The sequence below is a fragment of the Streptomyces sp. SAI-127 genome (genome assembly GCF_029894425.1).
GTDB lineage: Bacteria > Actinomycetota > Actinomycetes > Streptomycetales > Streptomycetaceae > Streptomyces.
In genome coordinates this window covers 6,677,703-6,703,200 of the sequence record NZ_JARXYJ010000001.1, presented here as the reverse complement: position 1 = coordinate 6,703,200, position 25,498 = coordinate 6,677,703, and the positions used below count along the sequence as shown (strand labels likewise).

The 25,498-nt window shown below is 69.2% G+C and carries 22 protein-coding genes, 1 tRNA gene and 3 pseudogenes; 10 read left to right on the top strand and 16 right to left on the bottom strand.

Translation table 11 applies throughout. The features are described from left to right. Positions 1-80: 80 nt before the first annotated feature. Positions 81-1,037, top strand: a complete 957-nt coding sequence (locus M2157_RS30965; protein WP_280857689.1) for an ABC transporter ATP-binding protein — start codon at positions 81-83, stop codon at positions 1,035-1,037. A 7-nt stretch (positions 1,038-1,044) separates the two neighbouring features. On the opposite strand, the gene M2157_RS30960 is transcribed toward M2157_RS30965, so the two are convergent. The 4 genes from M2157_RS30960 to M2157_RS30945 all read right to left on the bottom strand — a co-directional run bounded on the left by M2157_RS30960 (position 1,045) and on the right by M2157_RS30945 (position 4,627). Further along, entirely contained in the window at positions 1,045-1,713 is a 669-nt protein-coding gene (locus M2157_RS30960; RefSeq protein WP_280866824.1) for a hypothetical protein, read from the bottom strand. Further along, positions 1,710-2,123, bottom strand: a complete 414-nt coding sequence (locus M2157_RS30955) for a thioesterase family protein (RefSeq protein WP_057609559.1) — start codon at positions 2,121-2,123, stop codon at positions 1,710-1,712. The genes M2157_RS30960 and M2157_RS30955 overlap by 4 nt, the downstream gene beginning before the upstream one ends. A 2-nt stretch (positions 2,124-2,125) precedes the next feature. Continuing rightward, positions 2,126-3,790 carry an energy-dependent translational throttle protein EttA gene (ettA, locus tag M2157_RS30950; RefSeq protein WP_280866823.1) on the bottom strand — a complete coding sequence of 555 codons (1,665 nt, stop codon included), beginning with the start codon at positions 3,788-3,790 and terminating at the stop codon, positions 2,126-2,128. A 210-nt stretch (positions 3,791-4,000) separates the two neighbouring features. Next, a complete protein-coding gene (locus M2157_RS30945; protein WP_280857691.1) occupies positions 4,001-4,627 on the bottom strand; it encodes a hypothetical protein in 627 nt (208 codons plus the stop codon). Positions 4,628-7,383: 2,756 nt separating this feature from the next. Between M2157_RS30945 and M2157_RS30940 the strand changes: the two genes are divergently transcribed. Both M2157_RS30940 and M2157_RS30935 read left to right on the top strand, forming a co-directional pair. Then, positions 7,384-7,857 (top strand): carboxymuconolactone decarboxylase family protein, encoded by a 474-nt coding sequence (locus tag M2157_RS30940; RefSeq protein ID WP_280857692.1) that lies wholly within the window; start codon positions 7,384-7,386, stop codon positions 7,855-7,857. Between the two features lie 150 nt (positions 7,858-8,007). After that, on the top strand, positions 8,008-8,931 hold the full coding sequence (locus M2157_RS30935) for an RNA polymerase sigma-70 factor (protein ID WP_280857693.1): 924 nt from the start codon (positions 8,008-8,010) through the stop codon (positions 8,929-8,931). A gap of 68 nt (positions 8,932-8,999) precedes the next feature. Here M2157_RS30935 and M2157_RS30930 read toward each other — a convergent pair. Further along, a pseudogene (locus M2157_RS30930) lies at positions 9,000-9,648 on the bottom strand (transposase); the annotation flags it as partial. Positions 9,649-10,095: 447 nt separating this feature from the next. On the opposite strand from M2157_RS30930, the gene M2157_RS30925 reads away from it, so the two are divergent. Both M2157_RS30925 and M2157_RS30920 read left to right on the top strand, forming a co-directional pair. Then, positions 10,096-10,695: a dihydrofolate reductase family protein gene (locus M2157_RS30925; protein ID WP_057609561.1), complete on the top strand. Its 600-nt coding sequence runs from the start codon at positions 10,096-10,098 to the stop codon at positions 10,693-10,695. A gap of 279 nt (positions 10,696-10,974) precedes the next feature. After that, positions 10,975-11,910, top strand: coding sequence for a GNAT family N-acetyltransferase (locus M2157_RS30920; RefSeq protein WP_280866822.1), 936 nt, complete (start codon positions 10,975-10,977; stop codon positions 11,908-11,910). A gap of 62 nt (positions 11,911-11,972) precedes the next feature. Here the strand turns inward: M2157_RS30920 and M2157_RS30915 are convergent. Beyond that, positions 11,973-12,092, bottom strand: a pseudogene (locus M2157_RS30915) (integrase); the annotation flags it as partial. Here M2157_RS30915 and M2157_RS30910 point away from each other — a divergent pair. Both M2157_RS30910 and M2157_RS30905 read left to right on the top strand, forming a co-directional pair. After that, positions 12,093-12,392: pseudogene (locus M2157_RS30910) on the top strand (tyrosine-type recombinase/integrase); the annotation flags it as partial. A 384-nt stretch (positions 12,393-12,776) separates the two neighbouring features. Then, positions 12,777-13,607, top strand: a complete 831-nt coding sequence (locus M2157_RS30905) for a hypothetical protein (RefSeq protein WP_280866821.1) — start codon at positions 12,777-12,779, stop codon at positions 13,605-13,607. 68 nt (positions 13,608-13,675) lie between these two features. Here the strand turns inward: M2157_RS30905 and M2157_RS30900 are convergent, their stop codons facing one another. From M2157_RS30900 to M2157_RS30880, 5 genes are all read right to left on the bottom strand, one after another. After that, on the bottom strand, positions 13,676-14,044 hold the full coding sequence (locus M2157_RS30900) for a hypothetical protein (protein WP_280857696.1): 369 nt from the start codon (positions 14,042-14,044) through the stop codon (positions 13,676-13,678). Positions 14,045-14,077: 33 nt separating this feature from the next. Then, entirely contained in the window at positions 14,078-15,490 is a 1,413-nt protein-coding gene (locus M2157_RS30895) for a TQXA domain-containing protein (RefSeq protein ID WP_280866820.1), read from the bottom strand. A gap of 267 nt (positions 15,491-15,757) precedes the next feature. Then, positions 15,758-16,219 carry a single-stranded DNA-binding protein gene (locus tag M2157_RS30890; RefSeq protein WP_280857698.1) on the bottom strand — a complete coding sequence of 154 codons (462 nt, stop codon included), beginning with the start codon at positions 16,217-16,219 and terminating at the stop codon, positions 15,758-15,760. Between the two features lie 194 nt (positions 16,220-16,413). Beyond that, positions 16,414-18,441 (bottom strand): YfjP family GTPase, encoded by a 2,028-nt coding sequence (locus M2157_RS30885; RefSeq protein WP_280857699.1) that lies wholly within the window; start codon positions 18,439-18,441, stop codon positions 16,414-16,416. A 3-nt stretch (positions 18,442-18,444) separates the two neighbouring features. Further along, the gene (locus M2157_RS30880) at positions 18,445-20,052 is read right to left on the bottom strand and encodes a dynamin family protein (RefSeq protein ID WP_280857700.1); all 1,608 of its coding nucleotides are present in this window, start codon (positions 20,050-20,052) and stop codon (positions 18,445-18,447) included. Positions 20,053-20,374: 322 nt separating this feature from the next. Here M2157_RS30880 and M2157_RS30875 point away from each other — a divergent pair. From M2157_RS30875 to M2157_RS30865, 3 genes are all read left to right on the top strand, one after another. After that, positions 20,375-20,447, top strand: a tRNA-Arg gene (locus M2157_RS30875). Positions 20,448-20,659: 212 nt separating this feature from the next. After that, the gene (locus tag M2157_RS30870) at positions 20,660-21,619 is read left to right on the top strand and encodes a D-2-hydroxyacid dehydrogenase family protein (RefSeq protein ID WP_280857701.1); all 960 of its coding nucleotides are present in this window, start codon (positions 20,660-20,662) and stop codon (positions 21,617-21,619) included. 141 nt (positions 21,620-21,760) lie between these two features. Next, positions 21,761-22,105 (top strand): chaplin, encoded by a 345-nt coding sequence (locus M2157_RS30865; protein ID WP_280857702.1) that lies wholly within the window; start codon positions 21,761-21,763, stop codon positions 22,103-22,105. A gap of 87 nt (positions 22,106-22,192) precedes the next feature. Here the strand turns inward: M2157_RS30865 and M2157_RS30860 are convergent, their stop codons facing one another. The 5 genes from M2157_RS30860 to M2157_RS30840 all read right to left on the bottom strand — a co-directional run bounded on the left by M2157_RS30860 (position 22,193) and on the right by M2157_RS30840 (position 25,422). Beyond that, positions 22,193-23,059 (bottom strand): tyrosinase family protein, encoded by an 867-nt coding sequence (locus M2157_RS30860; protein WP_280857703.1) that lies wholly within the window; start codon positions 23,057-23,059, stop codon positions 22,193-22,195. Continuing rightward, entirely contained in the window at positions 23,043-23,531 is a 489-nt protein-coding gene (locus M2157_RS30855) for a tyrosinase cofactor (protein ID WP_280857704.1), read from the bottom strand. The genes M2157_RS30860 and M2157_RS30855 overlap by 17 nt, the downstream gene beginning before the upstream one ends. A 177-nt stretch (positions 23,532-23,708) precedes the next feature. Beyond that, positions 23,709-24,224: a hypothetical protein gene (locus tag M2157_RS30850; RefSeq protein WP_280857705.1), complete on the bottom strand. Its 516-nt coding sequence runs from the start codon at positions 24,222-24,224 to the stop codon at positions 23,709-23,711. A 116-nt stretch (positions 24,225-24,340) separates the two neighbouring features. Continuing rightward, positions 24,341-24,925 (bottom strand): vitamin K epoxide reductase family protein, encoded by a 585-nt coding sequence (locus M2157_RS30845; protein ID WP_280857706.1) that lies wholly within the window; start codon positions 24,923-24,925, stop codon positions 24,341-24,343. Then, positions 24,925-25,422: a DUF5949 family protein gene (locus M2157_RS30840; protein WP_280857707.1), complete on the bottom strand. Its 498-nt coding sequence runs from the start codon at positions 25,420-25,422 to the stop codon at positions 24,925-24,927. The genes M2157_RS30845 and M2157_RS30840 overlap by 1 nt, the downstream gene beginning before the upstream one ends. Positions 25,423-25,498 lie beyond the last annotated feature (76 nt).

Genomic DNA, 25,498 nt, shown 5'->3' with positions numbered 1-25,498 from the left:
GCGAGAGGCACCCGACCGGCGGCGAGCGCACCCCACCGTCGACCCGCCCGCACGCCGGACCGCAGTCCAGGAGAAGGCCGATGACCACGAACCCCACCCTCACCGACCTCGCCCACAAGGCGACCCAGGCCCGCAACCGGCCCGCCTACGGCCACGACGCCCTGATCACCTGCGACAGGCTCGTCCGCATCTTCACCACGGACGGCGTGGAGGTCCAAGCCCTCCAGGGCCTCGACCTCCTCGTCCGCGAGGGCGAACTCCTCGCCCTCGTGGGCGCGTCCGGCAGCGGCAAGTCCACCCTCATGAACATCCTCGCCGGCCTGGACACCCCCACCGCCGGCGCGGCCAGAGTCTCGGGCCACGACCTGCTCACCATGACCGCGAAGGACCGCCTGGCCTACCGCCGCGCGACGGTCGGCTTCGTCTGGCAGCAGACCTCCCGCAACCTTCTCCCCTACCTCACCGCGGCCCAGAACATCACCCTCCCCATCCAGCTCTCGGGCGTCAGGACACCCCGCCGCGCCCAGACCGAACGCGCCCTGGAACTCCTGGAGTTGCTGGAGGTGGCCGACTGCCGCAACCGCCGCCCCCATCAGATGTCCGGCGGCCAGCAGCAACGCGTGGCGATAGCGGTGGCGTTGGCCAACAGCCCCGCGGTCCTACTCGCCGACGAGCCGACGGGCGAACTCGACTCCCACACCGCGGAACAGATCTTCGCCGCGTTCCGCACCGCCAACGAACAGCTCGGTACGACGATCGTCATCGTCACCCACGACCAGGCGGTGGCCGGAGAGGTCCGCCGGACGGTGGCCATCAGGGACGGCCGTACGTCCACGGAGGTCCTGCGCCGCAGCGAGGTGGACGCGACGACGGGTCACGAAACCCTGGTCGCCCGGGAGTACGCGATGCTGGACCGCGCGGGCCGCCTCCAGCTCCCGAAGGAGTACACCGAGGCATTGGGCATGCGCGACAGGGTGGCGCTGGAACTGGAACCGGACCACATCGGCGTATGGCCGGACGACAGCGACCGGGACTGACGACCGCTCAGCGCACGCTGACGCCGAGGGTCCCAAGCCCCCCTTGCCGTACGGCGATCGAGCCGTAAGGCGTACGAAGCCGCAGCCACGCCCCCGACGAGAAGAGCGCCAACTCCCCGCCGGAGCGCAGGAATCCCAGTGACTGGGCCGCGTGCACGGCCCGCACTGGAAGCCGCGTGTCTCCCACGGTGCGGGACCAGATCTCCCGCCCGAGCCGGTCGAGTTCGGCCCGGGTACGCGCCTCGGGACCCAACTCCTCGGTACGGGACCGGAATTCGGCGACCCCGGTGTGGACGAGCGCTCGCAGCGCCTCCGGTCCCGGCAGCCCGGCCACCGCCTGCCACCCGCCACGCGGTGGCAGTACTCCGGCCCACGGCGGGCCGGTCACCGCCTGCGGCACGACAGCCGTGCCCGCGCCCTCGTCGACGGACTCGAGGAGCTCCCCGGCGGACACGGTCACGTCGAGCGTGACGTCGAGCCCGTTCTCGTACGGCTTGGCCAGCCGCACCGCCCGGATCGCCAGCACCTCGAAGGACGGCGGACGCCCGAAGACGGCGAGCGCGGTCCCGGCCCCCTGGAGCCGTACCGCGGCCGAGCGGTCGTAGTGGAGCAGCCGGGAGAGGAAGGCGGCGAGATCCGCCGCCTCCCCCTCGTCGGCGAGGTGGAGCACCGTCATGCGGCGACGGCCTCCTCCTCGTCGTCGTCCCGGTACTCCTCGAGGAACTCCCGTTCCTCCGCCGTGATCCGGCGCGGCCGCTGGGCCTCGAAGTCGAACGGCACTATCACCGTCGAGGCCCGGACGTAGACGTCGTCGCCGTCCTTCACCTCGTAGGCGATGGTGAAGGACGCCGCCCGGATCTCGGTGATCCACAGCTCGATGTCCACGGGCGCGTGCCGGTGGACCAGCTGCCGCTTGTAGTCGATCTCATGGCGTGCCACCACGGACCCCTGCTTGAAGTCCTTCTCCGGGCGGAACAGGAAGTCGATACGGGCTTCCTCCAGGTAGCGGAGGAAGACCACGTTGTTGACGTGGCCGTACGCGTCCATGTCCGCCCAGCGCAGCGGGCAGCGGTAGATGTGCCGCAAGATCAGCCCCGGGTCAGCTTCTTGTAGGTGGCGCGGTGCGGACGCGCCGCGTCCGGGCCGAGCCGCTCGATCTTGTTCTTCTCGTACGACTCGAAGTTGCCCTCGAACCAGTACCACTTGGACTCACCCTCGTACGCGAGGATGTGGGTCGCGACCCGGTCCAGGAACCAGCGGTCGTGGGAGATGACCACAGCCGCGCCCGGGAACTCGAGCAGAGCGTTCTCGAGCGAGGACAGGGTCTCGACGTCGAGGTCGTTGGTGGGCTCGTCGAGGAGCAGCAGGTTGCCGCCCTCCTTGAGCGTGAGCGCCAGATTCAGGCGGTTGCGCTCACCACCGGACAGGACGCCGGCCGGCTTCTGCTGGTCCGGACCCTTGAATCCGAAGGCGGAGACGTAGGCCCGCGACGGCATCTCGACCTGGCCCACGTTGATGTAGTCCAGCTCGTCCGACACCACGGCCCAGAGGGTCTTCTTGGGGTCGATGTTGGCGCGGCTCTGGTCGACGTAGCTGATCTTGACCGTGTCGCCGATCTTGACCGTGCCCGAGTCCGCGGGCTCAAGACCCTGGATCATCTTGAACAGCGTGGTCTTGCCCGCGCCGTTCGGGCCGATGATGCCCACGATGCCGTTGCGCGGCAGCGTGAACGAGAGGTCGTCGACCAGGACCTTGTCGCCGAACGCCTTCGAGAGGTTGTTGACCTCGACGACGATGGAGCCCAGACGCGGGCCCGGCGGGATCTGGATCTCCTCGAAGTCCAGCTTCCGCATCTTGTCGGCCTCGGCCGCCATTTCCTCGTAACGAGCCAGGCGGGCCTTGGACTTGGTCTGGCGGCCCTTGGCGTTGGAGCGGACCCACTCCAGCTCTTCCTTGAGGCGCTTGGCGCGCTTCTCGTCCTTGCGGCCCTCGACCTTGAGGCGAGTGGCCTTCTTCTCCAGGTACGTGGAGTAGTTGCCCTCGTAGGGGATCGCGCGACCGCGGTCGAGCTCGAGGATCCACTCGGCGACGTTGTTCAGGAAGTACCGGTCGTGAGTGACGGCGACGACAGCGCCCGCGTACTTCGAGAGGTGCTGCTCCAGCCAGTTCACCGACTCGGCGTCGAGGTGGTTGGTGGGCTCGTCGAGGAGGAGCAGGTCAGGGGCCTCGATCAGCAGCTTGCAGAGCGCGACGCGGCGCTTCTCGCCACCGGAGAGGGTGGTGACGGGCCAGTCGCCGGGCGGGCAGCCCAGCGCCTCCATGGCCTGCTCCAGCTGCGCGTCCAGGTCCCAGGCGTTGGCGTGGTCCAGGTCCTCCTGGAGCTGGCCCATCTCGTCCAGCAGCGCGTCCGAGTAGTCCGTCGCCATGAGCTCGGCGACCTCGTTGAAGCGGTTGAGCTTGCCCATGATCTCGGCGGCGCCGTCCTGGACGTTCTCCAGGACCGTCTTGGACTCGTCGAGCTTCGGCTCCTGCATGAGGATGCCGACGCTGAAGCCGGGCGACAGGAACGCGTCGCCGTTGGACGGCTGCTCCAGACCCGCCATGATCTTGAGAACGGTGGACTTACCGGCACCGTTAGGCCCGACCACACCGATCTTCGCGCCGGGCAGGAAGCTCAGCGTCACGTCGTCAAGGATGACCTTGTCTCCGTGCGCCTTACGCGTCTTGCGCATGGTGTAGATGTACTCAGCCAAGAGAAACCGTCCGGCAACTTGAGATCTGGCAGTGGGCAGATACACCCCATCTTGCCTGAGGTCCACCCTTGGGTGGTAACCCGTTTGGTCGGGGGGCTGTGACCTGGGGGTTCGTCGCTGGCGGCTTTCGCTTGGCTGTCGACGTCGGTCGTCGTTGGTCGGCCTCGGGCGCCCTCGCACGGCCCAGAGACGGCCCAGGATCGGGACTGCTCACTCAAGCGGCTGGGGCGCCACTCGCAGCTGCTCGCTGTGGAGCCAGGTGAAGGTGCGGTCGGGTTCGAGGTGGGCGTCTCCCCAGTGGATGACGTGGATGCCGTTCTCTGGGTCGGCTGTGAAGAACAGGCACACGAGCTTCGTGGAGGCGCCGAGGGCCTCGAAGGTCTCGTGCAGATCCTCGTATTCCTCGGTGGTGAGCTCGTCGCCAAGAGGGAAGAGGACGTCTTGCGGCTCCGGCCCGTGGCTCAGGAGCATCCTCCTGCGCGTGGGGGAAGCATTGGCCGCCAGCCGCGCACGTTCGAGGGGCCTGGGGCGGTCGGCGTATTTAAAGGGGAAGAGCGCGTGGTCGTTGATGACGGCGTACTCGTACCCGCGCACGTCGCGCACGGCTTCGTCCAGCTCACGTGCCGTGTCCGCGAGATTCTCGCGCACTGCCTCGGCCAGGGTGACGCCGTAAGGACTGCGCTTCTTCAGCCTTGCGGTGAGGTGAACGGCATGAGCCCGCGCGTGAGCCCTGGCCAGCTGTTCCGGAATCGCCTCGACCAGCCTGCCGGCATGCCGCCCAAACCGCTTCATGGCCCAGTCCGACGGCTCACCGCGATTGCCACCCGGCACGGACATACGGAGTCCCCTCCCCCAGTCACCCCACTCACCAACTGTGTGACACGTACATGAAGCGCCAACAAGGCCGCGGATCCAGCCACGCGGCGTGAAGGGGCCTGCTGAGGCGCGTCGGGGGGCTTGGAGCGAGGGCGTAGAAGGCGCACTGTTAGTTCCCCGCAAGAGTGCCGCCGACCTGGGCCTGCGTGTGGCTTGCCAGTACCTTGCCAGCCAACTTCGACACGCATTCGACACTGTGACTGCGGGCCGTGCGGGCTGCCGTGACGTTCCGAGCCGACCACGGGTCTGCTGACGATGCCACGTTGGCCGGAGCAATGACGCCGGCCGAGGCTTCCAAGGAGAACGAGGAAGCACCCCCGCTGAGGAAGACGGCCATCATGGGACTGCCGTACCGCTTGATCTACGGAGCCAGCCATGAGCTTGCACGACATTCGCCTTTTTATGTCTCAGATGACTCACGAAATCAGCAGCGAGTATGCGCGATTGCAAGCCAGAGCGGGAGAAGATCCGGGAACCGCTGGAAGCCAAGGTGAAGAAACATGGGCGCAGATTCTACGAAGGTGGGTCCCTTCGGGCTATCACGTTGTTACTGGAGGAAGGGTCATCGATACAGACGGCAACACGAGCCCACAAGTAGATGTACTCATCCTGCACCCTTCTTACCCCCCAGGGCTGCTCGAAATTAAGCACTACCTCGCATCTGCCGTGATCGCTGCTTTCGAGTGCAAGCTGACCCTGACCCGGGCTCACATAACGTTCCAACCCTGCTTACAGAGTGCATCAGGCCCTGTCGGACTACGGAGAGGAGTTCACCAAGCGACCAGGTCAGTGCATCGATGCTCTATGCGTCGCTGATCTCGGAGCTTGGCTTGCAAACATGACCATAATGCAAGGGGAGGTAGAACTCTGCCATCTTGGCCCTCTTGAGTCCCTTGCCCCGAAGAGGGCGTCAAAACCCTGGAATAGCTACTCAAGGCCTGAGCCGATAACCCGCACAATTGCACACCTGCTGGGGAGGATCGGTGACAATCAAAATGGTGTGGATAGGGTCGCCAACTATCTTCGCAAGATTGGTTCGATCGGCACTGAGGCAGGGGTTACAAGAGTATTTGAAGGTCTCGCTGCCGACGAGATACCTCGCTACGCTATTGACATCAGCAACTTGATGGATGACGCAGAGACAGCGGGCTGAGTCCCGGGATCTAAGCCCACCACTGTACGAACGGACGCCATGGGCCGCGTCTGCTCGGCTCTGCCTGGGTACACGGCACACGGGATGGGAGCTCCTGAGCTCCCTGCACTGAGCGCTCGACTTCTTCGCCCCGAAGCAACTGGGGCGCGGATCCTGCCTTGGACTGGTGAGCCCTTCACCTGCGCTGGCCGTCCGCAGACGTCCGTGCTCGTCCGCCGTTGTTCGAGAGCGTTGGCACGCAGTTGGAGACTCAACCGTTGCAGCTCTTAGTACACGGGGTCAGCGCACGTCAGCTCAGTTCTCCGGGCTTCGGCATAACTCTTCCAGTGTCGCAGATCAATAGCACCGGCCCAGGCCAGAGCGGGGTGGGGGCAGCCACTCGTGGGTGCCGACTGTCAGTCCGGTCGCCCTCCTCCGCTTCTTCAGTCCCGCACGAGGCGCGCGGCACGAGCCTTCCCGTGCGCCTCAGTTAGTTGTACCGAGACCGCTCTACAGACTTTTTTCTCGTTTAGCACACGCGTTCTATATACTCCCGATCGACCGCTTCTGGCGAGTTAGAGTGCGAACGATTTCTGAATGCTCGAAGCGCTTGCGTGCGCTACGTCTCGCCACTATCTTCGGTGAACCTGACTCGGCGTGGGTGCTTGTAGGGGGGGCGGCCGACCGATGGTCAAAGAGACTCGAGAGCAAAAGGAAGATGCTCGCGATTTGCTACTACGGGATATGCGAGGGCTGAGGGCCCACTGGCGACGCTCGACCAGGGCTTACGGACTGACTTATTTCGCGAGTCGAATGCTACTGATCGTCTTCAGCTCGATTATTGCAGGCGCCGATAGCCTGCTTGGGAGCCCTCTTGCTGGCGCGGCTAGCTGGACGCCTAGCTTGGCTATTTTAGTGGCAATTCTCGTAGCCGTGGATACTTGGCTTAAACCCCAACAAAGATGGCGCGGATTCATGGAGTCGCGAGACCGGTTAGGTTATCTCATAAATCAAACAGAAGATGGCCTCGAGCTCGATAAGTCCCGATCTGACTTTTTGAAATTGCAATCCGAACATAGGCGTCTCAATGTCTATTAGATACAGTGTCTAGTTCGCTTCCCAGGGCATGGGTGGGATCGGCGCACCGGCAGCGTGATGCTCACCTACCGGCCGCAACACCTCGTAGAGGTCCTCGGCACTGGCACGGTCAAGGAGCAGAACGACGTCGTCAGTCCTGACGGCAAGCTAAGGGCTGTCCCGCAAGTGATCTTGAGGTGCGGTGAACATGGATCGTGGCTGGCATGAGTGCGGCGCCGGAGCCGTTCCGGAGTCCATACACCGGGCTGAGTGGTCTGGCGCTGCCGACCAGTCAGACAGCGGCCAGCAGTCATCCACAGCGTGAGGTTCATCATCGGCTCCTTGATCGAGGATTGCCCGCACCCCTATGACGAAACAGCAACCCCGCCTGTGCATCTCCGAACACCCCGGCAGCAGGGAGACGTGGGTCACACGCGTCCGTGTCACAGGGCTTGGGGCTACCTCGTCTCAGGGGGTGCAGCCACTGACGACCACGGAGGAGCACACGATGGACGCGCGACTGAACTACTTCGCCAGCCCGAACCCCAGCAAGGCCCTCAAGCACCTCATGTCGGCGGGCAGGGCGCTCAAGGAATCCCCGCTGCCGGCCGCGACGCAGGAGTTGGTGGCGCTGCGCGTGAGCCAGATCAACGGCTGCGCCGTCTGCATCGACATGCACACAAAGGAGGCCGCCGCTGCCGGAGAGGCCCCGGTGCGGCTGAACCTGGTGGCGGCGTGGCGGGAGGCCACGGTCTTCACCGAGGCCGAACGCGTCGCGCTGGAGCTGGCGGAGCAGGGGACCCGGGTCGCGGACGCGGCCGATGGGGTCAGCGACGAGGTCTGGGCGCGTGCCGCCGAGCACTACGACGAGGAGCAGCTCACCGCCCTGGTGATCCTGGTGTCCTTCATGAACACGGTGAACCGGCTGAACATCATCACCCAGCAGCCGGCCGGCGACTACGAGGTCGGGCAGTTCCACTGAACGGTCGTCGGCAACCGGCCCGGGCCGCGGGCTCTGGGCCCCCGGCCCGTGGGGGCCTTGCTCTGCGCCGCCGGTGGACCAAATGATCACCAAGAAGATGCCCGCGCCGACGAGTACGGCCGGGCGGGAGGACCACGAGGGGGAGTCGGCGTGAGCAAGGTCGAGGAGTTCGAGGAGCTGCGGCCGCTGCTGTTCTCGATCGCCTACCGGATTCTGGGCAGCGTGGGAGAGGCCGAGGACGCGGTACAGGAGACCTGGCTGCGCTTCGACGCCTCGGCGACCCGGCCCACGTCGACCAAGGCCTTCTTGTCCGCCACGGTGACGCGGATCTCGATCGACGTGCTGCGCTCCGCACGGGTGAGGCGGGAGGAGTACGTCGGGCCGTGGTTCCCCGAGCCGCTGCTCACCGATCCCTATCAGGATCCGGCACGCTCAGCGGAACTGGCCGACTCTGTGTCGATGGCGGCGCTGCTGCTCCTGGAGCGGCTCAGCCCGCTGGAGCGGTCGGTGTTCGTGCTGCGGGAGGTCTTCGGCTTCGGCTTCGACGAGGTCGCCGCGGCGGTGGGGCGGTCGGAGGCGGCGTGCCGGCAGCTGCTGGTACGGGCGCGGCGGCACATGCAGGCCGGACGGCCACGGTTCGAAGCGGACCGTCAGGAGCGGCAGGAACTGGCGACGCGATTCTTCGACGCCCTCCGCGAAGGCGATGTCGTCGGCCTGCGGGATCTACTCGCCGCCGACGTGTCGATGGTCGGGGACGGCGGCGGCAAGGCCCCGCAGCTTGCCAGGGCCGTCATCGGCGCCGAGAACGTGGCCCGGCTGCTCGCCTCCGTCTTCCCCCGGATGGCCCGGATCGACGTGACCTTCGAGCCGCACGAGGTCAACGGCCAGCCCGGAGCGATCTTCCGCGACCGGGACGGCAAGGTGCTCCACACCTTGGCCCTCGAGGTGCTCGATGGGCAGATCCAGACCATCCGCTCGGTGATCAACCCCGACAAGCTCGGCCACCTCGGGCCGGTCGCTGACGCCTGGGCTATCGACCGCGAGGTGAAGCAGGCCCGCCCGCAGACGAAATGACCTCGGGACTGGCGTGGGTCGGCTCGTTCACCAGCAGCTCACGTCAGCGGCCTCCAGGTGGCGGGCGCCTATCCGGCGAGGTTGAGGTTGTGCAGGCGGGCTATGCCGCGCATCGCGTGGTGCACACCGTCGCCGCGGAGGCGGCAGTCACGCAAGATCTTCCAGGTCTTCATGCGGGCAAAGACGTGCTCAACGCGGGCCCGGACCTGCCTGTGGCTCTTGTTGTGCGCCTGCTTCCGGTCGGGGAGTTCTTCGTCCGCGCTGCGACGGCGGTGAGGGATTACCAGTCGCGTTCCGCGGTAGCCGCCGTCGGCGATCGGTTACGGTCTTCCCGACGGCGTCCTTCGCGCCGGACTCGGCCCAGGCCCGGCAGTCATTGCGGTTGCCCGGCAGTGGCCGGCCGAGCACGACCACCAGCCGGATGTCGGCGTCGACGACCACCTGATGGTTGGTCGAGTACCGATAGTTCTTCGACTGCTCAGCGACGGTGTGATCGCGGGTCGGCACCAGGGTGCCGTCCACGATCAGCACGGCGTCCTTGCGGAAGCGGCGCCGCGGCGGGAGCGCGAGCTTCGGTCCGAGGTGGTCGATGACCCGGTCCGCCGCCGACTTCGACACCCCGAACAGGGGCGCCAGTTGCCTCAGCGTCAGGTGGGTGCGCCAGTACGCGGCCACCAACAGCACCCAGTCCTGAAGCGGGAGCTTCCAAGGCCGGCCCAAGACGGCTCTGACGCCGTCATTACACCAGCCACAGTCCAAGACCATCGCACATCAAGATCACTTACGGGACAGCGCTTAGTCGGCCAGCCACAGCACGAGGCCAAGCGCTTTAGAAGGCGCACTTCTGGTTTGCTCGCAGTAGGCCGCTGACCTGGTCAGTTGTACGGCCTGACGGAGCCTCGCATGCCGACTTCGACACGCATTCGACTGGCTTTCACGTGCGGTGAAGCCGGTGGCAGTGCACACTTCTTCGTGATCACGCTTCCTCTTAAATGACAGGACGTGGGGGCGTTTTGTCAGCAGCTATCCAGAGCTCCTGTGGAGACCGGATGGGTTGTGCTGGCGGACCCGGCAGGCAACGAGTTCTGCGGGTTCACCGACTGACGCGATGAGTTGGCGGCCGCTGCCGGGTCTGTCCTCTCGACACACGACGGAGGAGGAACTATGGGCAAGGTCATCGCATCCATCACCATGTCGGTCGACGGCTTCGTCACCGGACCCGATGACGGACCCGAGTACGGCCTGGGCAAGGGCGGAGAGCGCCTGCACTACTGGGTGATGGGCGGCCCGTGGACCTACGACGGCGGACACGACTTCGCGATGCACGGCCCCGACAAGGAGTTCTACGACGAGCTCGTCGCGAGCTTCGGCGCCGGCATCTGCGGCCGGGGGATGTATGACGCCGCGGGCGCGTGGGGAGGCACGAACCCGTTCCCCGGCCCGCTGTTCGTGCTCACCCACCGCACCGGGGACCAGCCGGCGCCGGAGGCGGGGTTCACGTTCGTGTCCGGGCTCGACGAGGCGCTGGCGCAGGCGACCGAGAAGGCCGGTGGCAACGACGTGGCGATCGGCGGCGGTGCGGACGTGATCCGGCAGGCGCTGGCCGCCGGTCGGGTGGACGAGTTGGTGCTCTCGACGGCACCGGTGATCCTCGGCGCCGGCAAGCGGCTGTTCGACGGGTTCGACCGCGACGTCGACCTCGAGGTGGTCAAGGCTGTCAGCTCGCCGTACGCCACGCACGTGCGGTACGCGGTCACGAAATAGGCGGGCGTCCGCAAAGGCAAAATATCCGTCCCGCCAGACCGACGGGCTAGTAGTCGGGTCGCCCGGGGGAGTCTCACCCCCGGGCGACCCGACTACTAACTGAGCAGCACTGCGGCGAGCCGTCGTTGGCCGTGATTGACCGGCCGATGTGGCACAGCTATGGCACACGCCGAGTGGTGAAGGGCAATCGGGCACGGCCGGGGCACGGGCGCCTTTTGATCCGTAGCTCTAGTCGAAAAAGACGTGGTCCCGTTGGCACCACGGTGTGATCATGATCGGATGCTCTTTCGCGCTGCCACCGCAGACCCCGCAGACCTCAACCGCGCCGCCGCCTACCCGGCCGATGGTCCTGTCCCCGCTCTGACCGCGGAAAGGATCCGAGAGGAGCTCGCGAGCAACCAGTTCCGCCCCGAGTGGATCTGGTTCGCTGAGGACGAGGATGGGGAGATCCTGGCTCGCGCTCTGTGGTGGGGCCGTGCCGACAGCGCGCGGCCGATCGCGCTCGATTGCCTCCAGGTGCGCTCCAGCGTCGTCGACCCGGTCGCCATCGCCTCCGGGCTGCTTGCCGCCGGCCATGCCGCCTTCGAGGCTCTTCCTGCTTACAACATCTCGCTGCCCCGAGACTGGCGGAGCAGCCCGGTGTTGGTCGATGCGGTGGCCTGGCGCAGGGAGGCGGCGTGCAGATCGGGACTGAGCAGCGAGATTGAGCGTCTGCGCTACGAGTGGACACCAGCTGCCAAGGTCCCTGTGCCTGCGGGGAAGCTGATCTTCCGGGAGGGTACGGACGAGGAGTTCCTCGACGCGTTCATCCGGCTGTCGGCCGGGAGCCTGGATCTGCACACGCAGAACGAGCTCCGCTCGATGGACGCCGCGCAATTGGCCCGCGAGGACATCGCGTTTTACCTCGACTGTCCTGGTGAGCGCTCCTGGTGGCGCCTTGCCGAACTCCCGGACGGCAACCTGGCGGGCCTGGCCATCCCCTCCGCGACCCCCTACCACCGAAACGTCGGCTACCTGGGTGTTGTCCCAGAGCAGCGCGGACAGGGCCTGATCGACGAAATCCTCGCCGAGATCACCAGGTTCCACGCGAGCGAGGGCGCCGACCGCATTACCGCTACGACGGACACCGTCAACGTTCCGATGGCCGCCGCCTTCGACCGCGCGGGCTATGAGATAACGGAGATCCGCCTCGTCCTAGAAACCCCACCGCAGTGAGCCGACAAGCTCGTCCCCGACGGCCGACGGGGAGCGCACGCCTGGTCGTTGAAGCCTTGGCTCCAGATGGCAGCGCCGATGCCGCTCGTGAAGATGAGGCGGTGTGTCACCTTCGGGCCGGTCGGCGTGAGCCAGGGCAACGTCACCTCGACGGGCGGGAAGCGCTGCATGTGCTCGCGCAGAAGCCCGCTCTGGCATCCGCCGGCATCATCCCGACCCCGGAGAAGGGCGAGCGTTACGCGGCGCCCCGCGAGCACGGCATGCACGCCCTCCGGCACTTCTACGCGTCGGTCCTCCTGGATGCCGGGGAGAACATCAAGGCCCTGAGTCTGTACCTCGGCCACAGCGACGCAGGGTTCACGCTCCGCGTGTACACGCACCTCATGCCGTCCAGCGAGACCCGGACCCGGAAAGCCATGTCAGCGATGTACCGGGCCGCCGGTCACGCCCACGACGGCCCAGAGACGGCCCAGGCTGCCTGACACGGCCCCTCATCGGCGGCAAACCTGCTGGTGAGGGGCTGTTTCATGCCCTCATCCGGTAAGTAACACCCCATTCTTGTCTGAGGTCCACCCTCGGGTGGTAACCCGTTTGGTCGGGGGCTGTGACCTGGGGGTTCGTCGTCGGCGGTCGTAGATCGACTGTCACGGTCGGTCGTCGTCGTGTGATCTCGGCCCCTCCCACTTTCAGTGATGGCGGCTACCTCCGACATGCTGCGGCGCCTCTGTCCGGGCTGCGAGATCGAACCGAGTGAAGGCGCGGAACTCCGGGACGCCGTCCATCCGCCGAAGGGGACGGCCCCACCCGTCACTCGTGACCTGGGCGAACACCCCCCGCCCACCCGTTGTCAGGGATAGCCTGACGTCATGCTAGATGCCGATGACCTCTCCTCCCCCTCGGCCACCCCCGAGCTCCACCGCCTCTCCCCCCGCGACGAGTCCCGAGTCGCCCTCGCGCTCACGCTCCGCCAGCTCGCCGACGCCGTACTCGACGCCGTGCCCGTCGAGCCGGAGACCGAGCCCGGGGATCTGCTGCGTACCGCGCTGAAGCTCCAGCGTCGGACGGAGGACGTGGTGCGGGAGGCCGTGGTCGCCGAGCGGGAGCGTGGTACCACCTGGGCCGAGATCGGGGAGGTCGCCGGCGTCACCCGGCAGTCCGCCCACGAGAAGTGGTACGGCGATGTGCACGCCTGGGCGGCCATCGGCCGTAGCGCCCTGCCACCGCACCTGAAGACACTCGAGGTGGCAGCCGAGGCCGACGCCCGGTACGCCGGGCTGCGTCCCGACCGGCCGCACGCGGTGACCTCAGGGCTGGACGCGGTCCGCTTTCCCGGCTCCCACGCCTACGAGGCCAGCCTGCGGGTCCGCGGTTCCGCCCTGCACACCCGGCGCACGAAGCTGGACGCGCGGGCCACGAAGCTCAACGAGGCGTACAGCGCGCTGCATGAGCACGGCCCCGCCAACGCGCCCATCGCTGACGATCCCCTCGCCCTCGACGCCCACCGCGGACATGCGGACGCCGTCCGCGCCAACCGGCTCGCCATCGCGGCCGTGCACGCGGAGATCGCCACCGTCTACGACCAGCTCGTCACCGCCGAGCCCTCCCTGGCCGAGGAGCACCGCACCCAGTCCGACTGGCACCGCAACGCCTCCGAACAGGCCCGCGGCTACGCCGACCTCCTGAACGATCATTCATGACGCGCCTGCTCATCAGGGCCCCACTCATTCCGAGGCGCGAGCCGCCCCGAAACCCTGACGGGCAGCCCCTAGTCGTCGGAGCCGCCCCGCACCGCCAGCAACACGGCGGCGCCCACAGCCACTGCTCCCACTGCCCCCGCGGACCGCATCAGCCCGTGGGACGTGCGCCACGAGAGCACGGACCACTTGGACTGCGCCGACAGCAGCGACCCCGTGCTCAGCCAGGAACCCGCCGAGATCAGGGAGAGGGCCGAGCCGATCGAGCCGACGGACAGGGCGCTGCCGATCGAGCCGACCGAGAGCGCCGAGCCCACGGAGCCGATGGACAGGACCGAGCCCACCGAGCCGATCGACAGCACCGAGTCCTGCGACCACAGGGACAGCACCGAGTCCGAGGAGGTGTGATGACGCGCCGGTGATGCGGAAGGCTTGGTCATGACGCCATTGTGCCCGTCGCCGACGCGCCGCGGTCAGTCCTGTGCCCGGTTCTGCTTCCTGCCGGTGAGGACCAGGGCCGCGCCCCCGATCACCACCAGGGCGATGGCGGTGCCGGCGATCAGCGGGGTCGTGGCGGAGCCACCGGTCTCGGCGAGGTTGACGTCGGTGGTGGGGACGGCCACCGTGGCGGGGCTGGGCTCGCTGAGCGTCTGGGTCGTGGCCCCCGTCTCGCTGCTGCGGGTGCGGCAGTCGAGGACACCGGTGAAGCGCTTGGCGAGACCGTCGGGACCGTTGATCGTGAAGTCGTACGCCTGGTCCTCCTGGAGCGGGACCATCACCGTGCGGGTCTCGCCCGCCGCGATGGCGTACTCCGTGCCCATCAGCTCGAACGCGAACTCCTCGTCGCCCTGGTTGACCGCGGTGATGTCCAGGCCGCCCTCGGTGCAGTTCCGGGCGGCGGAGAGGGCCGGTACGGCGCCCTCCTTCGCCCAGGTCGCGCTCGCCGCCGCTGAGACCGTCGACTCGCTGGAGCCGGCGAGGATCTGCGTCTGGCTCCGGCTCTCGGAGGCGAACGCACGGCCGACCGGCACAGTGGTCGAGGCCTGCACCGTGAGGTCGGCAGAGCCCGCCGCCGCGTCCTCGGGAACGTCGAAGTAGAGCTCGCTGCCGTTGCTCGCGGAGGTCACCGGCCTGCCGTCCTTGCCGACGATCCGCACGCCGCTCGTGGCCGCGTCCGCCGGCGGGGTGACCGTCGCGCCGGCCGCGTTGGTGTGCACCGTGACCGGGCCGAGCAGCTCGCCGGGGTGGCCGGAGACCGCGGGCGGGTCGAGCGTCAGCGACGCCGCCGGCTCCACGAGGTCGCGGGCGCTCTTCTCCAGGTAGTCCGCGAGCTTCTCGGCCTGCGGGTCGACGGCGTCGACGTCGGCATGGTCCGAGTAGCGCCAGATCGCCACCTGGGTGCCGGCCGCCGCGTCCTGCTCGGTCAGGCCCGAGGCGATACCGGCCTTGTCTGCGAGCGCCGCGAGGTCGTTGACCTGGGGATAGGAGTTCTGCAGGATCCAACGGATCTTGCCCGACCCCTTGTTGGCGCCCAGCGAGGTGCCGCTCCAGTCGGTCTCGTGGTACTTGGCGTCCTTCTGCGTGGGGTTGTAGAGGTCCACGCAGTACGTCTGCAGGGTTCCGCCGCCCTCGACGGACATCTCGAACAGCCCGGCCGGCACCCGCAGATCGCTGTCGGTGTCGTGTATCACCGCGTCGCCGTAGGTCTTCAGGCCCCCTATGGTGGCCGTCGCCCCTCTCTGGTTCTGCGCCGCCTCGTCCGCGGCCGCCGTGTCGGCGACGGCCACCGTCGCACCGGCGGCGAGCAGGCCGGAGACGAACGTGACGGCCGCGAGGCGAGCCGCCCCCCGTCCGCGCACGGACAGCGCAGAGAACGCAGAAAACACGGAATTCCCCTTCGAACAGGACCCGTTGACGAGCGGGGTGGCGGTCCCACCAGCAGAATCAGTAGCCCCGGGAGCTGTGTTCGGCATCCTAGGGACGCGGCCGCCCCCCTCTTCCCGGGGATGCGGTCGGAAGATCGATCCGACTCGGAATCGTTATCGCCAAGCACTTTCACCCGCAGGGCTTATCGACAAATCGACCAGAGATATCCGGAACGCATTCGCCGATAAGCCGCACTTCGGCCAGGGCCTCCGCGCCCTCGGCCGACGTCACGTCACCGCGACGGCCTCCTGCCGGTCCGCGGTCTCACCCGGCGGCGTCTCCCAGGCCGGCTCGGGCTGCGCGGACGAACCCGCAACGGCGTTCTCCGGCCGCTGTGTGCGTCGGAAGGCCGAGGTGCCGCGCGCGAGGTCGTGGCCGATCGCCACCGCGTCGATGTCGGCCGAGGTCCAGGCCGGCTGCCCCTCGCGCCCTTCCGAGCGCACCTTCAACCTGCCGTGGACGACCACCGGATCACCCACGTTGATCGACCCCGACACGTTCGTGGCGAGCTGGCGATTGGCCCACACCGTGAAGAAGTTGGTGTGCCCGTCCGTCCATTCGTTCTTCTCGCGGTCCAGATAGCGCGCGGTCGCCGCCAGCCGGAACCGCACCGACGCGCCCGTGGCCAACTCCCGGTACACCGGCTGTGTCGCCACGTTGCCCACCGCGCAGATCATCGTCTCGTTCATCGCTGGGATCCCCTCCCGGACATGCGTACGGGCCCGTCCCGTACGGCTGCTGTCTGCGTGCCGACCGCGTCACCGCGATCGCCGCGAAGCCAGACTGCCTCCGCCGGGCCGAGCCCGCTGGGCCCTGTGGACCGTCCACGGGTTGTGGAAAACTCCGCCACCCGTATGAGGGACCGGGACCGCATGAACACGCGTCACCCCACCCCGACGACCCTCCCGTACTGCTCCCGGACCTCCCGGTAGCGCAGCAGCTCCGCCGCCACCGGATCCAGCACTCGCGCCCGCCCGCACCCGGACGCCGCCTCCCGCAGCCGCCGTTCCGCCTCCACGCCGTACCGCCGCGCGGGCCCCCGCGCCGCCATCCGGCAGCTCCACTCGACGATCGGGCCGCCGATGATGCCGGCCACCATCAGCAGCACCGGGACTCCCAGGTTCGGCGCCATGACCCCGACGATCTGGCCCACCAGCCAGAGCCCGCCGACGATTTGAAGGAGCGTCATGGATGCCTGCGCCAGTACGGCCACCGGCCACCAGCCCGGACGCGGCGGACGGCCCGGTGGCAGCCCGGCTCGGGCCGTCAGCTGGTCCAGCGCCTCGGGCAGTCCCTGGGAGCCGCGTACGGCCGCCTCGCGCACCGCCTGCGCCCACGGCGCGGGCAGCCCCGCCGAGGCCCGGTCGGCGAGCGTCCGTACGGCCTGCTCCACACGCTGGCGCGCGGTCGCCTCCTCGTCGGGCTGGGCACGCACCGGCAGCCGTCCCGTGGAAGGTTCGCGCCGGTCGTCGAACCAGCGCCACAGCCGCAACCAGGGCGTACCGCACGCACGGTTGGCGTTGCGCAGCCAGGCGCGTTCGGCCGCCTCGCCCGCCGCGGTGGCACCGACCGCGTCCGCGAGCCGGGCGGCGAAGTCGTCGCGCGCCTCCTCGCTCAGCCCGGTGCGCCGGCCCGTCGCGTAGACGGGCCGCAGCCGCCACGCCGCCGCGTCGACGTCGGCCGCGATCCGCCGCGCGGGAGCCCCGCGCTCCGTCACGAAGTGGCCGAGCATCTCCCGCAGTTCACCGACACCGTCCCCGGTGAGCGCCGACACGGCGAGCACCTTGGCACCCGGTTCGCCGTACTCCCCGAGGGCGATCCCGTCCTCGTCCAGCAGCCGCCGCAGATCGTCGAGGACCTGCTCTGCGGCCTCCCCGGGCAGCCGGTCGATCTGGTTGAGGACGACGAACATGACCTCCGCGTGGCCCGCCATGGGCCGCAGATAGCGCTCGTGCAGGATCGCGTCGGCGTACTTCTCGGGGTCGACGACCCAGATGACGGCGTCGACGAGTGCCAGGATCCGGTCCACGTGCTCGCGGTGCTGGACCGCGGCCGAGTCGTGGTCGGGCAGGTCGACCAGGACGAGCCCGCGCAATTGGGCCTCCGACTCGGCGCTCTGCAGCGGGCGCCGCCGCAGCCGGGGCGGGATGCCGAGCCGTTCGATGAGACTCGCCGAACCGTCGCTCCAACTGCACGCGATCGGCGCGGCCGTGGTGGGCCGGCGTACGCCGGTCTCCGAGATGGCCACTCCTGCGAGCGAGTTGAACAGCTGCGACTTGCCGCTGCCCGTCGCGCCGGCGATGGCGACGACGGTGTGCTGCCCGGAGAGCCTGCGCCGGGCGGCCGCCTCGTCCAGGACCTGGCCGGCCTCGGCGAGCGTCCGGCTGTCGAGCCGGGCCCGCGAGAGCCCGACCAGTTCCCGCAGCGCGTCCAGACGGGATCGCAGGGGGCCGTCGTACGTGAGCGGGGCGGCGGGCGGTGCGTTGTGCCCACGGGCCTCCATGACGGCGGCCTGCTCGGTCTCGGCGGTGACCCGGCGCGCGATGAGCCCGTCGTCCCAGGGGTCCGCGGAGTCCTCGTCAGCGGGGGCGGCGGCGCCGACCGGCTCCGGGGAGCCGCTACCGGCGTCCCTGCGCCCGCGCCTCGCCCCCGCACGCGCGTGACCGTCGGCGTGCGCGCGACCCGGATCCTCGCTCACATTCCCCTCCTCGTCCCGCTCAGGACCGCTCTCCGGCCCCGACACCGCCTCCACGCGCGCGTGCTCGTCCTCGCTCTCCGGTTCCACGTCGCCTTCGGCCTCGGGCAAGGCCTCCTCGACCGGCCTCTCCCCGTCTCTCTCCTCGTCCCCCGATTCCCCCGGTACGGCGTTCCCCGCCTGCTCCGTGTGGTCCTGATCCGTGACGGCGGTCATCGGTCACCTCTCCTTCTGCAGTACGGACAGCGCGGCGATGAGTTCGGCCTGGTGCTCGGGGTGTACGTCGAGTGCGTCGAGCGGGGCGAGCCGGCGTTCGCGTTCGGTGTTCACGACCCGGTCGAGATGCTCGGCGAGCAGCCGTCCGCCCCGGTCGCGCAGCCGCAGGGCTCCGTGGGCGCCGATCCGCTCGGCGAGCCCCTCGCCCGCGACCCGCGCCCGGCGTCCGCCGAGCAGCACGGTGGCGACGAGGGCGGCGACCGTCTCCGGGTCGGGCGCGGCCCCGCGGTCGAGGTCGCGGATCTCCTCCTCGGCGTACTCCTCCAGCTCCCGCCGCCAGCGCCGTACCGCCATCCCGATCCGGTGCTCGGCGCTCTCCGGGGTCGGATCGCGGTCCGTCAGTTCCGGTGCGGCGGCGGCCGGTTCGCGCCGCCAGGCCTCGTCGACGCGCTCGTCGGCGGCGGTCACCGAGCACAGCAGGAGGGCGCCCAGGCTCTCCACCAGGGCGTCCAGGAGCTCCGCGGCGGTGCAGTCCAGGGGGAAGGCCCGCCAGCGCTTGAGGGCGTCACCGGCGAGCACGGCACCGGCCTGGAGCCGTCCCCGCACGCGCGCGTACTCGCTGTCGTACGCCCCTTCGACGGCGGTGGTGAGCCGCAGCGCGGCCGCGTACTGGGCGGCGGCCGCGCCGGCCAGCTCCGGCATCCGGGACTTGAGGGAGGCAAGCACACCGCGGGCCGTACGGGCGACGGCGTGGTGCCGGGCCGCGGGGTCCTGCACCTGGTGGACGAGCCAGGTCCGCAGGGACGCCACGGCGGTGGCCGGCAGCAGGCCCCCGCCCCAGGCCGACTCGGGCAGCTCCGGCACCGTGAACCGTGGCACATCGCCGAGACCGGCCTTGGTGAGCAGGGCGCCGTACTGGCGCGAGACCTCGGAGACGACCTGGTGCGGCACCCGGTCCAGGACGGTCACGAGCGTGGCGTCGTACTCCTTGGCGGTGCGCAGGAGATGCCAGGGGACGGCGTCGGCGTAGCGGGCGGCCGTGGTCACCATGATCCAGACGTCGGCCGCGCAGATCAGCTCGGCGGCGAGGACGCGGTTGTCGGCGACCAGGGAGTCGACGTCGGGCGCGTCCAGGAGTGCGAGGCCCGGCGGGAGGGTGTCGGCGGTCTCGATGCGGAGCACGCGCGTGGGGTCCTCGCCGGGCAGCAGGAGCTCGTCCCCCGCCTCCTGTTGAGGCACCCACACGCGCGTGAGGTCGGGCAGTACGCGCATTCCGCTGAACCAGTGATGATCCTCCGGATGGCAGACCAGCACCGGTGTCCGCGTGGTCGGCCGCAGCACGCCCGCCTCGCTCACCCGCCGTCCCACAAGGGAGTTGACGAGGGTCGACTTGCCGGCGCCGGTGGAACCGCCCACCACGGCCAGCAGCGGCGCTTCGGGGTCCCTCAACCGGGGCACCAGATAGTCGTCGAGCTGGGCGAGCAGTTCGTCGCGGTTGGCACGCGCGCGTGGGGCCCCGGGCAGGGGCAGCGGAAAGCGTGCGGCGGCGACACGGTCGCGCAGGGCGGAGAGTGCGTCGAGCAGCTGAGGCCGTACGTCCAAGGTCACCACATGTGAAGAATGCCCAATTTTAGGGGAATTCTGAAGCATATGAGCATGTCTGCGCGCCGACGGAACACATCGGACGGAAGGGGCGACTGGGACACGGGCACAGTCCAGGCATAACGAGTGCACAACACCCGGTGCGCAAGCGGCCAAAAGCGGTGCACGATTCGTACCTGCCTGCGATTATCAGGACCGCTTCACCGAACCTCCACATCGAGCCACGGAGGCGAAGCAACAGGGACAAGGACGCGGGAGCCCTATCCTTGTCCCCGGCAACGTCACGGAACGGCCCACACCCGGGCACCCAAGACAGAGGCCACCACACCCGGCCCCCGTAGCTCAGTGGATAGAGCAGGCGCCTTCTAAGCGCTTGGCCGCAGGTTCGAGTCCTGCCGGGGGCGCAAACACCCTCTCACCAGCAACAACAGGTGGGGGGCTTTCTCATGTCCAGCGCGCACAAGCAGTCTGACCAAGCGCTTCACCGACCACGGACCACGGTTGTTCCGCCTCGCCCGGATGGCTCGTCCGCAGGCCGCCCTCGCCCGGAAGAAGCCGACCATCCCCCCGTAGAGTCGGCCCCGTTGACGACGAAACGGAACCGGAGGGCCCCGACGTGCGGCTGCGCTGTGCTGTGCTGGACGACTTTCAGAACGTGGCGGCCGAGGTCGCCGACTGGTCGCCGCTGGCCGGCGAGGTCGACGTCGTCACCTTCGACACCCACTTCCCCGACGAGGACGCGCTCGCCGCGGCCCTCGCCGACGTCGACATCGTGGTCACCCTGCGCGAACGCGTGGCTTTCCCCGGCTCGTTGATCACCCGCCTGCCCCGGCTGAAGCTGATCGTCGCCTCCGGCATGCGCAACACCGTCATCGACTACACCGCCGCCGAGGCACACGGCGTCACCGTGTGCGGTACGGCGAGCTCCTCCACCCCACCCGTCGAGCTGACCTGGGCGCTGTTGCTCGGCCTCGCCCGGGGGATCGTCGAGGAGAGCGGGGCCCTGCGCGACAACGGCCCCTGGCAGCAGACGGTCGGCGCCGATCTGCACGGCCGTCGGCTCGGGCTGCTCGGCCTCGGGAAGATCGGCAGCCGGGTGGCGCGCGTGGGCCTCGCCTTCGGTATGCAGGTCAGCGCCTGGAGCCAGAACCTCACCAAGGAGCGCGCCGACGAGGCGGGCGTCGATCTGGCCCCCTCCCTGGGCGACCTCCTCGCCACTAGCGACTTCGTCTCCGTCCACCTGGCCCTCGGCGACCGCACCCGCGGCCTGCTCGGCCCGGCCGAACTCGCCCTCCTCAAGTCGACCGCCTACCTGATCAACACCTCGCGCGCCGCCATCGTCGACCAGGACGCCCTCCTCGCCGCCCTGCACGAGGGCCGCATCGCCGGCGCGGGCGTCGACGTCTTCGACACCGAGCCCCTGCCCGCCGACCACCCGATACGCACGGCCCCCCGCCTGCTCGCCACACCCCACCTCGGTTACGTCTCCCGCGCCAACTACACGACGTACTACGGCGAGGCGATCGAGGACATCCGGGCCTTCCTCTCGGGCTCTCCGGTGCGGCGACTGCCCTGACGCCCTCTGCGGCCTTCTGCGTCCTTGTTCAAAACGGGTGATCTGCACCGAAGCGCCGTTACCAGCCGTGACGGGCGGCGTTGAACGGGGAGTGCGACGGCGCGTCCTGCCGTCGTACCCCCCGAACCAAAGGAGAACGTGATGTCTCGCATCGCGAAGGCAGCCGGAGTCGCCCTCGGCACCGGTGCCGTGATGATCGGCGGCGCCGGCCTGGCCATGGCGGACGCGGGCGCCAACGGCGCAGCCGTCCACTCGCCCGGCGTCCTGTCCGGCAACGTCGTCCAGGTGCCGATCCACATCCCGATCAACGTGTGCGGCAACACCGTCAACGTGGTCGGCCTGCTGAACCCGGCGTTCGGCAACCACTGCGAGAACAAGAGTGGCGACCACAAGGAAAAGAAGGACGCCGACAAGAAGAACGGCGGCCACAAGGAGCACCGCGCCGGTGGCCACAAGAACGGCCACGGGCAGGGCTACGGCGGCTGATCGCCCGCACCCACTCCAGAGCCCCGGCACCTTCCAGCGCCGGGGCTCTTGTGTGTCCGGACACCATGTTCCATGCCTCCCTACGGCCTACGCGTACCGGTAGATCCTGCCGTGGTCCTCCAACTCGTCCGGGGTCACGTCCCACGGCGGGAGCTTCTCGTGACGGGCGACGACGCGGCCGCGCTGGCCGCTGCCCGGGCCGGGCGGTCTCGCGGGCAGATAGCGGTGGTCGCGGTGCCGGAGCTGCCAGCGCGACCAGCACAGGTCGACGAAGGCGTGGTGCATCCAGAACACCGGGTCGTTGACGGAGGCACCGCTCACCATCACCCCGCCGACCCAGCGGTGCACCCGGTTGTGGTTGCGCCAGGCGGTCGCGCCCTGGCCGCTCCCCCACCCCTCCAGCTTGTTGCGGAACCCCCCGGTGGACGTCGAGTCCCAGGGCGAGGTGTCGTAGACGGGGTCCCGCAGGGCCCACTCGAGGTCGCTCCGCGTCGGCAGCTCGATCGGATCGCCGGACCGCCCGAGGTCCCGGGTGAGGTACTCCTCGTCGGTGATGCGTTCCTTGAGCGTCCAGTTGCCACTCGCGTAGGCGAAGGGTCCCGTCGTCACCTGACGGTCCGGGAGCCGGCCGGTGCCGCCGAGCAGATCGTCCGTCCAGGGCGCCGCGCTCGACGTGCGGTCGCGGGTCCAGTCCCAGTACGGCACGGTCACCGAGGAGTCGACGCGGCGCAGGGCCCGTTCCAGCTCCAGCAGGAAGCGGCGGTGCCAGGGCAGGAAGGAGGGCGACATGTGCGCCGTACGCAGTCCGTCCTCACCGTCCGAGACGTAGAACTCGATGTGCATCCGTACGAACTCGTCGTACTCGCCGCGTCGTTTCAGCTCCAGCATCGCCTGCACGAACCGCCGCTTCTCGGCCGCGGTCAGCGTGCTGACGTCCCTACGCGTGTACGCCATTGTGTCCCCCCATGTCCGCCCCGTCGTTCCAGGTCTCCCGCAACTGCCGCCCGGGCCCCAGTTGGTCGACGGCCGCCCGGGCGGCGTCCAGAGGAGTGGCGTACGACCGGTAGTGGTCGACCATGCTCAGCCAGGTGCCGTCGGCGCGGCGCATCAGGTGCAGCGGGCGTCCGTCCACGGTCACGTGCCACTGCCCGGCAGCGAGAGCACCGCCGGCGGCGGCCGCGGAGCTGCGGATGCCGCGGATCAGGCGGCCCCGGTACGTCTCGTCGAAGGCGAGGTGGGCGGCTCGTTCGGCCGCGCGCTGCTCCCGCGAGGCGATGACGACCGGCGTGAGCGCCACCGCTACGGCGGCCGGGCCGAAGAGCCCGAGCAGCAGGTCCCGCCTGCTCCGGCGGGCGGGGGTACCTCTCTCCGGGCTCGCCAGGGAGGGATCGGCGCCCACCGGTGTTCGGCCGACGCTCATGACCATCGTGTGCTCCTCGTCTCGTACGCAAGAGGGGTCGGGTTCGGTTGTCCGTACCGGTAACCGCCCGACGGCCTGCGCGGTCACCGTCCGAGGGCCCAAGGGGTGAACTTCCGCGCGCGGAGCGCCGACGGGGCCCGGGCCGTGTCACGGTCCGGGCCCCGTCGGACGGGTCGACGCGCCCTACAGGCCGGGCCCCGCGGTCAGGTCGGCGCCCGGCGCGGCCTGCACCATCGGCAGCAGGACGCCCGCCTCCGGGAGCTTCGGCTGCGGCAGCGCGGCGGTGCCGGGCTTGGGAACGGTCAGCGGGGCGTCCAGGGCCAGGCCCGGCGTCAGCGTGCGCACGTCGGCGGCGGGCGCGTCGAGGCCGAGGTGGTCGAATTCGTCGTCGAGGAGGTGCGGCACCGGCGCGTTCAGGTCGGCGCCGGGCAGCCCGCCGTTGACCGGCACTGGCGGAATCACGCGCTCCGGCATGATCCGTCCCTCGACGAACTTCGGTGCCTCGGGGACGCCCGGCATCAGCAGCGGGACCTTTCCGCCGGCCTCGGGCAGCTCCATGTGGAGAGCGCGCTCGGCGCCCTCCAGCGGCACGGGTACGGGGACCGTGCCCACCGCCGCGGCGGGGGACGCGGCAGCCCCCACCGCGGCCGCGATGCCCGTGATGACGGCGGCAAGGGTTCCTCGGGTGGTCGACCTCATGGCAGATACGGTCCCTTTCAGGTTTCGGCTGGCTCAACGTCCGTACCGGTAACGATCCTGATGCGGTGACCAGCGCGAGATTCCCCCGGTTGCCGCAGTAGTACGACGTAAGGCGGTCAGCTCGTCCAGAAGTCCCACCAGCGGGTCAGGACCAACATGCCGACGATCCCGACGTGCGACAGCGGGATCACCCAGGTGAACTCGGCGAAGAGGGACCGCGACCAGCCGGGCGCGGGCAGGAAAGCGTGGCGGACGACGAACGAGGTCACGTACCAGAACAGGACGATCGTGGCGACCCACGCCAGTGCGCACCACAGACACAGGGCATTGATCCGGTACAGCGACTCGAACTGCAGCCACGACACGAAGCCGACGCCGAACAGGCAGCCGGCGTCGAAGGTCAGCCAGTACCAGCGCGGGAAGGCGGCGCCGGCCAGCAGGCTCGTGCCGACGCAGATCACGATGGCGTACGCCACCAGTCCCAGCATCGGGTTGGGGAAGCCGAAGGCCTCGGCCTGGTCGCTCTCCATGACGCTGCCGCAGGACACCACCGGGTTCAGGCTGCACCCCGGGGTGAAGTCGGGGTCCTGCAGCAGCTTGAACTTGTCGAGGGTGATGACCCAGGAGGCCAGCAGCCCCGCCGCGCCCGTGAACAGCAGGAGCAGGGCGAACCCGCGGCCGCCGCTCTCGGCCCGCCGCATCAGGAGCGCAGGCTGCGCGCCGGCAGGACGATGTGGGCGGCGGCCTTCAGCGTCTCTTCGGCACCCGCGAACGCGGCCAGTCCGTCCGGAGTGACGGACTGGCGCGAGGCCTCGGGCCAGGGGCGGGTGGTGAACACGAAGTAGGCGTAACCGCGCTTGGCGACCGCCGCGAGCCATTGCGGCGGTACCGGGCACTTGGTGTTCAGATGCGGCATGGTGACGACGGCGTGCCCGGCCACCACGAGCAGGGTGACCGGCAGGCTCAGCCTGACGTTGCCGTCGACCAGGCCACCGCCGACGGGCAGGCCGTTGTCGTTCAGCAGCCTCTCGACGGCGGCGGTCGCGGCCTCGGGGCCGTCGGGGGCGTTTCCGAGGGAACACGCGAGGAGGTAGGCCATGTCGTGGCCGTCGGGAGCCTCGCCGCTCCAAGCCGTGATCATGAGAGTGCCGAGATCAGCGGTGCGCAGAGGGCGGGCTTCGCTGGAGGTTTTGGTCACCGCGCGACCGTATCCACGGGCCGGACGGGGGGCGGCCGTTTCTCACCCGGGCGGGGGAGCGCTGATGCCGTCTCCA